General features: G+C 75.3%; 10 protein-coding genes. 5 read left to right on the top strand and 5 right to left on the bottom strand.

All coding sequences use genetic code 11. The features are described 5' to 3' along the window. Positions 1 to 2,812, top strand: a 2,812-nt coding sequence (locus OC439_RS29255; protein WP_262016236.1) for a glycoside hydrolase family 48 protein, incomplete at its 5' end; no start/stop codon positions are given. 288 nt (positions 2,813 to 3,100) lie between these two features. Here OC439_RS29255 and OC439_RS29250 read toward each other — a convergent pair. Then, the gene (locus OC439_RS29250; protein WP_262016235.1) at positions 3,101 to 3,790 is read right to left on the bottom strand and encodes a DUF3159 domain-containing protein; all 690 of its coding nucleotides are present in this window, start codon (positions 3,788 to 3,790) and stop codon (positions 3,101 to 3,103) included. 93 nt (positions 3,791 to 3,883) lie between these two features. Between OC439_RS29250 and OC439_RS29245 the strand changes: the two genes are divergently transcribed. After that, complete coding sequence (locus OC439_RS29245) at positions 3,884 to 4,765, top strand: phosphatase PAP2 family protein (protein WP_262016234.1); 882 nt, start codon at positions 3,884 to 3,886, stop codon at positions 4,763 to 4,765. A 5-nt stretch (positions 4,766 to 4,770) separates the two neighbouring features. Beyond that, positions 4,771 to 5,442 carry a maleylpyruvate isomerase N-terminal domain-containing protein gene (locus OC439_RS29240; RefSeq protein ID WP_262016233.1) on the top strand — a complete coding sequence of 224 codons (672 nt, stop codon included), beginning with the start codon at positions 4,771 to 4,773 and terminating at the stop codon, positions 5,440 to 5,442. Positions 5,443 to 5,449: 7 nt separating this feature from the next. On the opposite strand, the gene OC439_RS29235 is transcribed toward OC439_RS29240, so the two are convergent. Then, complete coding sequence (locus tag OC439_RS29235; RefSeq protein WP_262016232.1) at positions 5,450 to 6,289, bottom strand: DUF1028 domain-containing protein; 840 nt, start codon at positions 6,287 to 6,289, stop codon at positions 5,450 to 5,452. 46 nt (positions 6,290 to 6,335) lie between these two features. Then, the gene (locus OC439_RS29230; protein WP_262016231.1) at positions 6,336 to 6,590 is read right to left on the bottom strand and encodes a hypothetical protein; all 255 of its coding nucleotides are present in this window, start codon (positions 6,588 to 6,590) and stop codon (positions 6,336 to 6,338) included. 67 nt (positions 6,591 to 6,657) lie between these two features. On the opposite strand from OC439_RS29230, the gene OC439_RS29225 reads away from it, so the two are divergent. Beyond that, entirely contained in the window at positions 6,658 to 7,632 is a 975-nt protein-coding gene (locus OC439_RS29225) for an LLM class F420-dependent oxidoreductase (protein ID WP_262016239.1), read from the top strand. A gap of 1 nt (position 7,633) precedes the next feature. Further along, positions 7,634 to 8,434 (top strand): SDR family oxidoreductase, encoded by an 801-nt coding sequence (locus OC439_RS29220; protein WP_262016230.1) that lies wholly within the window; start codon positions 7,634 to 7,636, stop codon positions 8,432 to 8,434. A gap of 73 nt (positions 8,435 to 8,507) precedes the next feature. On the opposite strand, the gene OC439_RS29215 is transcribed toward OC439_RS29220, so the two are convergent. Continuing rightward, positions 8,508 to 10,859, bottom strand: a complete 2,352-nt coding sequence (locus OC439_RS29215) for a transglutaminase domain-containing protein (protein WP_262016229.1) — start codon at positions 10,857 to 10,859, stop codon at positions 8,508 to 8,510. Further along, complete coding sequence (locus OC439_RS29210) at positions 10,853 to 12,007, bottom strand: DUF58 domain-containing protein (RefSeq protein WP_262016228.1); 1,155 nt, start codon at positions 12,005 to 12,007, stop codon at positions 10,853 to 10,855. The genes OC439_RS29215 and OC439_RS29210 overlap by 7 nt, the downstream gene beginning before the upstream one ends. Positions 12,008 to 12,009: the final 2 nt, after the last annotated feature.

The following is a 12,009-nucleotide window of genomic DNA, read 5'->3' as shown; positions in this document are numbered from 1 at the left end:
CGCGCCCGCCTGCGACGTGACCTATGCGACGAGCGACTGGAACAACGGGTTCACCGCCACCGTCACCATCAAGAACCTGGGTGACGCGCTGAACAACTGGTCGCTGAAGTTCGCCTTCCCGAACAGCAGCCAGCGCGTGACCCAGGGCTGGTCGGCCAAGTGGAGCCAGTCCGGCAGCGAGGTCACCGCGACGAACGAGTCGTGGAACGGCAGCCTGCCCACCGGCGCGTCCACCAGCATCGGCTTCAACGGCAGCTACAGCGGCAGCAACCCGAAGCCCACCGCGTTCACGCTCAACGGGGTCGCGTGCAACGGCGCGCAGACCAACCAGCCGCCGACGGTCTCCCTGAGCGTGCCGTCCGGCCCGTTCGAGGCGCCGGCGGACGTCCCGCTGACCGCGACCGCGAGCGACAGCGACGGCACCATCAGCAAGGTCGAGTTCTACCGCAACGGCCTGCTGGTAAACACCGACACCACCGCGCCGTACGGCTACGACCTGCTCGACCTGCCGGCGGGCAGCTACACGGTGCAGGCCAAGGCGTACGACAACGCGGGCGGCAGCGCCGTCTCGGAGAAGTCGTTCACCGTCACCGCGGCGAGCGGGCCGAAGCTGGTCGCCAGCCCGTCGGCGGTCACCGTGGCCGAGGGCGGCAGCGCCACGGTCCGGTACGCGCTCAGCGCGGCGCCCACGGCCAACGTGCCGGTGACCCTCGCCGTCACCGGTGACAGCGACATCACGGTCTCGCCGTCCACACTGACGCTCACGTCGAGCAACTGGAGCACCGGCGTCACCGCCACCGTCTCCGCCGCGGAGGACTCCGACACGGTCGGCGGCACCGCGACGATCACCGCGTCGGCCACCGGCTACGCCCCGATCTCCGTCGTCGCCACCGAGGCGGACAACGACACCCCGGGCGGCGACAACGCCTACATCAAGAAGTTCCTCGACCAGTACGGCAAGATCAAGAACTCGGGTTACTTCAGCCCCGAGGGCGTGCCGTACCACTCGATCGAGACGCTGATCGTCGAGGCGCCCGACCACGGGCACGAGACCACCTCGGAGGCATTCAGCTTCTGGCTCTGGCTGGAGGCGCAGTACGGCCGGGTCACCCAGAACTGGGCCCCGTTCAACAACGCCTGGACGGTCATGGAGAAGTACATCATCCCGTCGCACGCCGACCAGGCCACCGCCGGCTCGCCCGGCACCCCGCAGTACGCCGCCGAGCACAACCTGCCCAGCCAGTACCCGTCGGCGCTGGAGGCCAACGTCCCGGTCGGCCAGGACCCGCTGCGCTCGGAACTGCAGTCCACCTACGGCACCGGTGACATCTACGGCATGCACTGGCTGCTCGACGTGGACAACACCTACGGCTTCGGCCGCTGCGGCGACGGCACCACCCGGCCCGCGTACATCAACACCTTCCAGCGGGGCACCCAGGAGTCGGTGTGGGAGACCGTGCCGCAGCCGTCCTGCGACACGTTCAAGCACGGCGGCCCGAACGGCTACCTGGACCTGTTCGTCAAGGAGTCCAGCGCCCCGGCCAAGCAGTGGAAGTACACGAACGCCCCGGACGCCGACGCGCGTGCCGTCCAGGCCGCCTACTGGGCGCTGACCTGGGCCAAGGCACAGGGCAAGCAGGCCGACGTGGCGGCCACCGTGGCGAAGGCCGCCAAGATGGGCGACTACCTGCGCTACGCGCTGTTCGACAAGTACTTCAAGAAGATCGGCAACTGCGTCGGGGCGTCCACCTGCCCGGCCGGCAGCGGCCGTGACTCGGCGCACTACCTGCTCTCCTGGTACTACGCCTGGGGTGGCGCGTACGACGCCTCGCAGAACTGGTCGTGGCGGATCGGCTCCAGCCACAGCCACTTCGGCTACCAGAACCCGTTCGCGGCCTGGGCCATGACCAACGTCGCGGAGCTGAAGCCGAAGTCGCCGACCGCAGTCTCCGACTGGCAGAAGAGCCTCGACCGGCAGCTGGAGTTCTACACCTGGCTCCAGTCCGCCGAGGGCGGCATCGCCGGTGGCGCCACCAACAGCTGGGACGGCAGCTACGCCCAGCCGCCGGCCGGCACCGCCACCTTCTACGGCATGTACTACGACGTCGACCCGGTCTACAACGACCCGCCGTCGAACCAGTGGTTCGGCATGCAGGCCTGGTCGATGCAGCGCATCGCCGAGCTGTACCTGGAGACCGGCAACGCGAAGGCCAAGGCGCTGCTGGACAAGTGGGTGCCGTGGGCCATCGCGAACACCACGGTCGGCACCAACTGGTCGATCCCGTCGGACATGAAGTGGACCGGCCAGCCGGCCAACTGGAACCCGAGCAGCCCGCAGCCGAACACCAACCTGCACGTCGAGGTGACGGTCAAGGGCCAGGACGTCGGCGTCGCCGGCGCCTACGCCCGCACGCTCATCGCGTACGCGGCCAAGTCCGGCAACACCGCGGCGAAGGACACCGCCAAGGGCCTGCTGGACGCGCTCTCGGCGTCCGCCGACAGCAAGGGCGTCTCGACGCCGGAGAAGCGCGGCGACTACAAGCGCTTCGACGACGTCTACAACGCCGCCGACGGCCAGGGTCTCTACGTCCCCAACGGCTGGACCGGGAAGATGCCCAACGGCGACGCGATCGCCCCGGGCAAGAGCTTCCTGGACATCCGCTCGTTCTACAAGAACGACCCGGACTGGCCGAAGGTGCAGGCGTACCTGGACGGCGGTCCCGAGCCGGTCTTCAACTACCACCGGTTCTGGGCGCAGGCGGACATCGCCATGGCGTACGCCGACTACGGCACCTACTTCCCGCAAGGGTGAGGTGACCCCTCCTTTGCGGGCGGGTGCGAACCCGCCCGCGGAGGAGGCCGACCCGGCCGATGGGGGAACGGAGCGGCCGGGTCGGCGAACGGCCTGACGCCCACGGTCAGGCCGGGTGGGCCGGCCGTCCGGCCGACGCAGCGGACCGGCCGGCCCACCACTCCGCCCGGCGACGACCCATGGCGCGAAAAGGCACGGAAAAATCAGCGGTCCACGGGATCACATCCGGGCCGTGGACGGAGTAACGTATTTGACGGAGAGGCCGCTCCCCCCGTGGCGGCCTCTCCATCATTCTGTGCGCGCCGCCACACCGTCGGTGCCCGCCGGGTCCACCGGGTGCCGCAGCCCCGGATGCCAGGCCGGCAGCGAGCGCCGGATCACCACCCAACTGCCCGCAAGCGCCGCCGCGATCAGCGGCCAGGTCAGCGCCGCCCGCGCCACTGTGAGCGCGACCACGTGCCCGTACAGCCACAGCGGCACGAACACCGCGACCCGCAGCACGTAGGTGGCCGCCCACACCCAGCTGGCCCGGCCGTACGCCCGCAGCAGCGCCGGGTCGCGCCGCCACCGGGTCCGCTGGCCCAGCGCCGTGCCGACCACCACACCCAGCAGCGGCCACCGCACCACGATGCTCACCGCCCAGGCCAGCGCGCTCGCCGTGTTGGCGGCGATCTGGAGCAGGAAGAAGTCGGCGGCCCGGCCGGTGCGCAACGCGATGAGCGCTGCCACGCAGACCGCGAGCAGACCGACCAGCACCGAGCGGGGACGGTCGCCGCGCCGCCACCGCCAGCCGGCCACCGCCGTGCCGGTCAGCACCGCCGCGAGCACGCCGCCGCCGAGACCGCCGAGCACCCAGCCGAGCCCGAACGCCAGTGGCGGAAGGGTCGCGTCCACCGCCCCGCGCCGGCCGCCGAGCAGGTCGGCCAGCGACTCCGGCCGCGGCCCGTCGTCCGGTTGCCGCTGTGGCGTGCCGGTCACGCGCCACCTCCTCGAAATCGCCCGCCTCACCGTACGCCGCCGCCGCTGGCGCTCCGCCGCGCGCCGGAGCGTGCCTACCGTTAAGTTGTCCGGGTGCGGGAGACGGCGAGGGGTTGGACGGCGGTCTGGTTGGTCGTACTGGCCCTGATCCAGACAGCCGCGTTCGGGCTGGTGTGGCGCTTCGCCGTGCACACCGAACTGGGCCAGTGGCTGGACACGGTGGCGCTCACCGGCAACCGGATCGGCCAGGACCGCATAGACGGTCCGGTGAACACACTCCTCAACGCCATGTCGGTGGTGTCGCTGCTGGCCGCGACCGCGGTGATCGGCTTCATCGCGCTGATCCGGGGGCGCAAGGCGCTCGCCGTCACCGCGACGCTGCTCATCGCCGGCGCGAACGTGACCACGCAGTTGCTCAAGTACTACCTGGTCCGGCCCGACTTCGGCATCGACCCGGAACGGGCCGCCGCCGGCAACAGCCTGCCCAGCGGGCACACCGCCGTGGCGGCCTCGGTGGCGATCGCGCTGATCCTGGTGCTGCCGCGCAAGCTGCGGGTCGCCGGGGCGTTCCTCGGCGCCGGGTACGCCGCCGCCGCCGGCGTCGCCACGCTCTCCGCCGGCTGGCACCGGCCCAGCGACGCGGTCGCCGCGTACCTGGTGGTCGGTGCCTGGGCCACCGCCGCCGGACTGGTGCTGCTGTTCTTCCAGCGGGAGCAGGCCGTGGTGGAGCCGGGCGACGCGCACCGAATGGCGGGCGCCGTGCTCGGCGGCATCGGCGTGGTGGCCCTGCTGGCCTCCGCGGTGGCGCTGTCCTGGCTCGTCGACCGTTCCACCATCCCCGTCGAGGCGCTCGGCCGCCGTCCGCTGTTCATCGGGTACGCGGGCAGCGCGGCCGGCATCGCCGGCACGATCGCGGTGGTGGCGGCGCTGGTGCTGGTCGTGGTGCACCGGCTGGTGCCCCGCTGGAAGGGCTGACGCCGGTGCAGCCCGTACGGGCGGCGTTCCGGGCCGAGTGCGAGCGCCTGGAACGGGTGCTGCGCGACCTGGACGACGCGGCGCTGGACCGGCCCACCCCGTGCCCGCCCTGGCGGGTACGCGACCTGGTCGCGCACGTGAGCACCGGAGCCGGTCGCCTGGCCCTGATGCTCGCCGAACCCGCGCCGCCCCGCGCCGAGGTCGACGCGGCCGCCTACTTCGGCGCGGCCAAGTTCAGCCCGCCGGTCGACCGGGACCGCATCGACTCGGCCCGCCGGGCGGCGCGGGAGCACCCGGGCGCGGCCGAGGTGGCCGACGAGTTCGCCCGGGCCTGGCGCGCCACCGACGAGGCGGTCGCCGCCGCGCCGCCCGGCCGGGTGGTACGCACCCGCCACGGTGACGCGATGGCGCTGCCGGAGTTCCTCCGTACCCGCGTGGTGGAGGTCGCGGTGCACGGCCTGGACCTGGCCGACGCGCTGGACCGGGCGCCGTGGCTGACCCCGGCCGCGGCGGACGTGGTGGTCGGCGTGCTCACCGGCGGCGTGCCGGTGCCGGCCGGACTGGGCTGGGACGCGCTCACCGTGCTGCGCAAGGCCACCGGGCGGCTGCCGCTGACCGGCGATGAGCACGCCGAGCTGGCGCGCGCCGGCATCGGCCGGCTCGCGTTCGGCGGCTGACCACGGCTCAGCGCCCCGCACACCGCCGCAGGTGCTCCAGCACGATCGGGTCGATCCGGCCGGGTACGAAGCGCTCCTCCAGGTTCTCCAGGCCGGTCCAGGCCGCCAGCGCGTCGTCCAGGCCGGCCGGGCCGACCGGGTGGCCGGTGGCGGCGAGCAACTCGGCCACCTCGGCGGCGAGCGGGCCGGCGAGATCCCGCAACGTGGCCGGGTCGGGGCGGCCGAACAGCATGTGGTGGATGCCGAGCAGGCGGCGCAGCTCGGCGACCGGGTCGGCGTGGTCGTCCACCCGCAGGTCCACCAGCTCGTCGCCGGTGCCGGCGTAGCCCCCGTGGCGCTGCACCACCAGCATCGCGGCGCTCTGCCGGCCGCGCCGGTCGCCGCCGGCCGCGTCACCGGCGGTGAGCGCGGCCAGCAGACGCTGCGGGAACGGCAGGTCGTCGCGGGCCAGCCAGGCGTCGCGCAGCGCGTCGATCACCTGCGGGCCGGTCAGGATGTTGCCCTGCGCGGCCCAGCCGTCGCCGGCCTGCCCGCCCGCCCAGGGGTGGCAGCGCGGCCCGGTCCAGGTGGCCCCGTCGCCGGTCGTACCGACCACCGCGAGCTGCCTGTCGTCGCGGCCGGGATCGGCGGCGACCAGCCCGGCCACCACGTCGGTGGCGGTGACGCCGGTACGCAGCAGCGCGAGCGCCTGCGCCCGGTAGGCGAGGTTCGCGTGCGCCTGGGTGGCGACCGCGCCCACCAGCGCCTCGGCCGCCGGCACCAGCGCCCCGGCGGCGAGGAACCGGCTGGCCACCGCCACCCCGTAGAGGCACCCGTCGGCGGAGCGGGCGACGAGCGAGAAGGTCACGCGCGGATCGTAGCCCGGCCACAGCGTCCGGCACCGGCGTCGCCGCTCAGAACGGCGTCGCCGCCTCCTCGGGCGGGCGGCCCCAGGCGCGGCGCGCGTCGGCCACCGCCACCACCGTCAGGACCACAGCGGCCAGGATCGCTGCGACCAGCGGCGCGAGGCGCACCAGCAGCGGTACGGGCAGCAGCAGCGCGGCGATCCCCACCAGCCTCGACGGGGAGACGCGGCCGAACACCTCGTACTCGAAGCGGGCCCGGCAGTCGTAACACTCTTTCCCGACGCCCCGGTGCGGATCACCCATATCCGCCTGGATCTTGCCCCGGGCGGTGCCGGACGGGCACCATCGACGGGTGACGAACCGATGGGGCATGACCGTGCCACTGGGCGGTATCCCGCTCGCCGACCACGCCGCGGTCTACGCGGCCCTCGACGACGCCGGGTTCACCGACGTGTGGTCGTCGGAGGTGGCCGGCGCCGACGCGTTCACCCCGCTGGCCCTGGCCGCCGCCTGGTCGCCGCGGCTGCGGCTGGGCACCGCGATCACGCCGGTGTTCACCAGAGGGCCGGGACTGCTCGCGATGAGCGCCGCCGCGCTGGCCGAGGCCGCGCCGGGCCGGTTCGCCCTCGGCGTCGGCGCTTCGTCGCCGGTGCTGGTGCGGGACTGGAACGGGATCGGGTTCGACGAGCCGTTCAAGCGGACCCGGGACGTGCTGCGGTTCCTGCGGGCCGCGTTGCGCGGCGAGACCGTCGACGGCGCGTTCGACACGTTCGCGGTACGACGCTTCACCCTGGAGCGCCCGCCCAGCGTGCCGCCGCCGGTCCTGCTGGCCGCGCTGCGCCCCGGCATGCTGCGTCTGGCCGCAGCCGAGGCCGACGGGGTGATCCTCAACTGGCTGGCCGCCGACGACGTGCCGACCGCGTTGGCCGAGGTGGGCGAGCGCCGGCCCGGCTTCGACGTGGCCGCCCGCATCTTCGTCTGCCCCACCGAGGACACCGCCTACGCCCGCGCGCTGGGCCGCCGCATGATCACCGGCTACCTGACGGTGCCCGCGTACGCCGCCTTCCACAGATGGCTGGGCCGCCAGGACTCGCTCGGCCCGATGTGGGAGGCGTGGGCCGCGGGGGACCGGCGGGGCGCCGCCGCCGCCGTACCGGACGAGGTGGTCGACGCGCTGGTGCTGCACGGCTCGCCCGAGCAGTGCGTGGCGGCCGTCCGCCGCTACGCCGACAACGGCGTCGACATGCCGGTCATCGCGGTGCTGCCCACGCCGGAGATCACCGAGGGCGGCGCGGCGGCCTGGATGGACCTGCTGCCCCGGCTCGGCCCCGGAAAGGCGGCCTGAGATGAACCTGACCGACCGGGTGGTGGTGATCACCGGCGGGGCCGGTGGGATCGGCGCGGCGCTGGGCCGCCGGTTCGCCGCCGAGGGCGCCGCCGCGATCGTCCTGGCCGACCTGGCCGCCGACGCGGCCCGCGCCGCAGCCGACGCGATCGGCCCGGTGGCCAGCGGCGTCGGGCTCGACGTCACCGACGAGGCGGCGATACGCGCCCTCGTCGAGGAGACCGAGCGCCGCCACGGCCGGATCGACCTGTTCTGCGCCAACGCCGGCGTCGCCACCGGCGGCGGCATCGACGCGCCCGACGCGGACTGGGACCGGGCCTGGCGGGTGAACGTGCTCGGGCACCTGCACAGCGCCCGCGCGGCGCTGCCCGGGATGCTCCGCCGGGGCCAGGGGCACCTGCTGCTCACCTGCTCGGCGGCGGGTGTGCTCACGGCGGTCGGCGACGCCCCGTACACCGCCACCAAGCACGCCGCCGTGGGACTCGCCGAGTGGCTGGCGATCACCTACCGGGACGCCGGCATCCGCGTCAGCGCACTGTGCCCGCAGGGCGTGGACACCCCGATGCTCGCCGACGGCCTCGCCGAGGGGCACCTGGGCGCCCGGGTGATCGCCGCGTCCGGGACGATCCTCACGCCGGACCAGGTCGCCGACGCGGTGGTCGCCGGGCTGGCCGAGGAGCGGTTCCTGATCCTGCCGCACCCGGAGGTGGCCGACTACGCCCGGCGTCGCGCCGAGGACCCGGACGGCTGGCAGGCCGGGCTGCGCAAGCTCGTCCGGAAGCTGCGCGCCGCCGACCGCTGAGCGCGGCGCGTCCCGGCAGCTTCCTCCGAACCAGGCCGGTAGCGGACCGTGCGACGAGGCTCGGCCGGTCCGGTCAGCGGCGCCAGCGCAGCGGCCCCGGGTGGACCGTCCACAACAACCGGCCCCACCGGGAGCGGGCCGCGCGCAGCGCGTCGCCGAAGCCCTGACTCAGCCGTGCGGCCCGTTCCGCCTGTTCCGCTGTGACACTGCCCGGCGCGAAGCCCGCCTGGTTGAGCAGGGCGGCGAGCTCGTCGACCGCCGCCTCGTCCGGGCCGCCGGCCGCGACGCCGTCCCCGGCTCGGTCCGTGAGCCCGGCCGCGCCGTCCCCGGGCCGGTCCGTCGGTCCGGCCGCGCCCGCTCCGGACCGCGCCGCACGGGCCTCGGCGAGCGTCCGGCGGGCCCGCTCGGCCACCTCCGCCGCCGCCAGGTCCGGCCCGGCCGGCTGCCCGGCCAGCCGCAGCGCGTCGGTCAGCTCCCGCCACGCGCCCGCAACCCGCTCGCCCGGGTCGGCGGCGTCCAGACGGGAGCGGGTCAACCGGCGGCGCGCCGCGTACAGGGCCGCCAGCACCGCGCCGACCAGCAACGCCAGCCCGCCGACACCGCCACCGACCAGCACCGGCGTCCCGAGCCCGCCCTCGGCCCGGCCGGGTGCTGGTGCGGCGGCCGGGGGAGTGGTGCTCGGCTCCTCGGTGGGCGCCGGCACCTCCGACGGCGGCGGGTCCTCCGGCTGCGGCCGGAAGTCCTCCTCCACCGGGCGGGGCTCCTCATCAGGACGTGGCATCGGGTCGAACGGCACCCAGCCGACGCCGTCGAACAGCACCTCCGGCCAGGCGTACGCGTCGGCGGCCCGCACCGGCCCGTCGCCCTTCGGCTCGAACCCGACCACCACCCGGGTCGGCAGGCCGGCGAGGCGCCCGAGCACCGCGAACGCGGCGGCGAACTGCTCCGAGGTGCCCCGCTGCCCGCCGCCGTTGCGCGGTCCGAACAGGAAGAACGCCAGGTTCGGGTACGCGTGCCCGCTGGGCGCGTCGGCTGTCACCCGGTAGTGCTCGGCGAGGAATGTGGCGATCGCCTCGGCGCGCGCGTACGGGGCGCCGTTCGACTCGGCGAGCTGGGTGGCGAGCCGGCGCACCGGCTCCGGTGCCCCGTCGGCCACCCGCAGCACCCGGGCCACCTCGTCCCCGGCGGGCACGTTCGCCGTGGGCAGCAGGTTCGCGTCCGGGCGCTCCCGCACCGACGACACCTCGTACCGCAGCCCCGGCGCGAGCCCTTCCGGGCGGATCAGCGTCCCGGTCGTCGGGTCGTACGCCACCCGTGCTCCGGTCACCTCGCGCGGCGTGGGCACCGCCGGCAGCAGCCGCCCGGTCAGGTCGCCGACGGTGATCTCCTGACGCACCTCCTCGGTGGCCGCGTCCGGGGCCGGCTCCGCGGCGGGCAGGATCCGCCCCGCGTTGCGGTACGTGGCACCGACCCGCCAGGTCACCCCGTCGTAGTCGCTGAGCACCGCCAGCCGGATCCGCGGCGACCCGTCCCCGGCCGCGCCCCCTGTGGTGCGCACGTCGAGCAGCCGCTGGTCCGGGTTCAGCGCCCACCCGGAGATCCGGATCAGTGGGTTCTCGTCCAGCGACTCCACCCGGGGCGGCTCCACGTAGCGGCGCGGGTCGACCGGCCGCTCGTCGACCTGGGCGGCCACCACCGGGGCGAGCAGCGCCGCCAGCGCCACGACCACTGCGAGGCCGGCCGCGCTCGCCGACACCAGCCGCAGCCGTACCGCCGCGCGTACCGCAGGAGTGGGGCCGGCGACCGGATCGGGTGCCGGGCCGTCGCGGCGCCCGGGCGTCGCCAGGCCGGCCGCCGCGACCGCGGCGAACAGCACCGTCGGGCCGATCGCCGGATCCGCGTTCGGCCCGACCACGTAGAGCGCGCCGGCGTACAGCAGCGCCGGCGGCAGGTAGCCCAGCAGCACCCGCCCGGCGCGCAGCGCCACCTCGGCGGCGGTCAGCCCGGCCAGCCACGCCGCGACCACCGGGACCAGCACCGTGTCCGGGGCCGGCTCGACCGGGATCATCGCGGTGAGCAGCCGGGGGATCGCGTTGCGGGCGGCGTCGGCGGCCACCTCGCCGAGCCCGCCGGGCAGCGCCGCGTGCGCGGCGGCCAGCCGCAGCGACAGCAGCGTCCACCCGGTCAGCGCGGCCACCGACAGCGGCGCGACCAGCCAGGACGGCAGCCGCCTCGCGGCCACGCTGACCAGCACCGACCCGGCCGCCGCGCCCGCCATGAGCCGGGTGAGCAGCGGGTCCGCGTACACCCGGCCCAGCACCACGCCGGAGAGCGCGACAAGCACGATCAGCGCGGCCGGCACCGGCACGGCCCGCAACGCCCGGACCGCCCGCTCAGCCGCCTGCGTCCGCGGCGGCGTCACCACCGGCGGACCCCGTCCCACTCGGCGGCGAACGCCGCGCCGTCCGCGGCGTCCAGGACCGTGAGGCCCGCCGCGCCGGCCGCCGTCGGCCCGTCCGCGCCGAACATCCCGACCACCACCGACGGGTACGCGCCGCGCAGCGCGCCGACGTGCCCCAGGTCGCCGCGGCCGCCCGGCCCGGTCAGGAAGACGAGCGTGTCGCCGAGCCGGTCCCGGCGCAGCCGCCCGGTCGCGGCGGGCAGCACGTCCGGCCCGGCGTCCGCCAGCTCCACGGCGGCGAGCCGGTCCAGCGGCCCGGCCGCGCCCGCGGGCTCCACCTCGGCCGGTACGACGAGCAGCAGCTGCACCGGCAGGTCCTCCCGCACCGCGGCGGCCACCACCGACGCGGCCGCCTCGCACGCCGACTCGAACGACTCCGCGACACCACCGGCCCGGCCCGGATGCGCGGACGCCCGGTTGTCCAGCACCACCACCAGGCGCGGCAGGCTGGTGTCCACGTTCTCCCGCACCATCAGCTCACCCACCCGGGCGCTGGTGCGCCAGTGCACGCGGCGCAACTCGTCGCCCACCACGTACTCCCGCAACGAGTCGAACGTGATCGACCCGTGCGGCACGCTGTCGGTGCGCCCGTCCAGGCTGCGCCCGGCCCCCGTGGGCACCGCGGAGAGCGGGTGGATGCGGGGATGCACCCACACCGGCACCGTGCCGCCGTAGCCGCGCGCCAGCGCCACCAGTCCCAGCGGATCCCGGCGCACCACCCGCAGCGGCCCCACCGGCACCACCCCACGCCGGTGCGTCGGCACGTCGTAGCGCACCACAGTGTCCCGGCCCGGACGCAACCGCAGCAGCGGCACCGGCACGAGCGCGCCGGCGCAGCGGTCCTCGGCCACCAGGTTCGCCGCTCGCAGCCGGCCGGTGTTGCGCACCGTCAGCTCCATCGCCGCCGGCTCACCCCGGGCCACCCGGTCCGGGTCGGCCCGCCGCTGAACGCTCAGCCGGGGCCGCCAGGCCGCGTTCACCACGGCGTAGCCGACCGCCACCGCGGCCGCCGCGCCGAGCACCGTCAGTTCCGGGTACGCGTAGCGGAACCCCACGCCGAGCAGCACCAGGGCGGCGACGAGCAGCCCGATACCACGGGCGGTGATCCCCACGC

Source organism: Micromonospora sp. Mcm103 (assembly GCF_024519755.1).
GTDB lineage: Bacteria > Actinomycetota > Actinomycetes > Mycobacteriales > Micromonosporaceae > Micromonospora > Micromonospora aurantiaca.
The sequence above is the reverse complement of the archived record's forward strand: the minus strand, read 5'-3'. Positions and strand labels throughout refer to the sequence as shown.